1 protein-coding gene is annotated in these 801 nt (G+C 49.2%); it reads right to left on the bottom strand.

Annotated elements, in window-relative coordinates; translation table 11 throughout:
* Positions 1 to 69: 69 nt before the first annotated feature.
* The gene (locus tag M3650_RS31155) at positions 70 to 408 is read right to left on the bottom strand and encodes a hypothetical protein (RefSeq protein ID WP_251580224.1); all 339 of its coding nucleotides are present in this window, start codon (positions 406 to 408) and stop codon (positions 70 to 72) included.
* Positions 409 to 801: the final 393 nt, after the last annotated feature.

Here is an 801-nt window from a genome sequence, read left to right as displayed (position 1 = left end):
CCTGCAGCACTTCCTCGATACGGCCTATTTTATCATAGCGGTATTCCGTATGTCTGCCCGCAGCATCGGTTAGTCCGGCCATATTTCCATCTGCGTCATACTGATATTCCAGCACTTTACGCGCGCCAGATCGTTCAGATCGCTTGGCCATTGCTGTCCGCCTCGTCCGCTCGCTCCATCCGCACCTTGCCCGGACTGCGTGCCCTGGAACCATTTCGGCCGGCTCCCTTCGCTCTTGCGATGGGTCCCGTTCTTAGACTCGCTCATATACTTCGCCGTCAGCTTGCCATCCGGCGTATAGGTATAGTCATACCGCACATGCGCGTTGACCGCCGTCTTCAAGGTGCCGTCGTCGTTGTACATATAGGCTTCTTCCGCGCCGCTGGATGCTTCCCTGCGTTTTACCAATTGGTCGTCGAAGTTGTATACGTACTCGATGAAGTTAGACTCGTTACGGTTTACCGTTACAAATCATCATATTTTTCAATTGTACGCACGCTCAAATTGATAAAAGTAGTGTACTGGTATCACGAGGCCACTGAAAAACACGGCTTTTGTATGTAACCGAAAGTGAACACATCAAAAAATACGATTTTCATTCAGATTTCACGAATGAAAATCGTATTTTTTTGCTTACTGTCCCACTGGAGGCGAGCATTTTCAACCCATAAGCATCAGTATTCGCTTTAAATTAACCGCAAATATCGCCATTGCCCCCTGAATCTCCATGCCAACCAGACCCGAGGAGGACGCAACGTCGTACCCGTGTCTATGCTTAAGTTCACTGTTCTTGGCCTCAAT

The organism is Paenibacillus sp. MER TA 81-3, from assembly GCF_023713585.1.
Taxonomy (GTDB): Bacteria; Bacillota; Bacilli; order Paenibacillales; family Paenibacillaceae; genus Paenibacillus_B; species Paenibacillus_B profundus.
The sequence above is the reverse complement of the archived record's forward strand: the minus strand, read 5'-3'. Positions and strand labels throughout refer to the sequence as shown.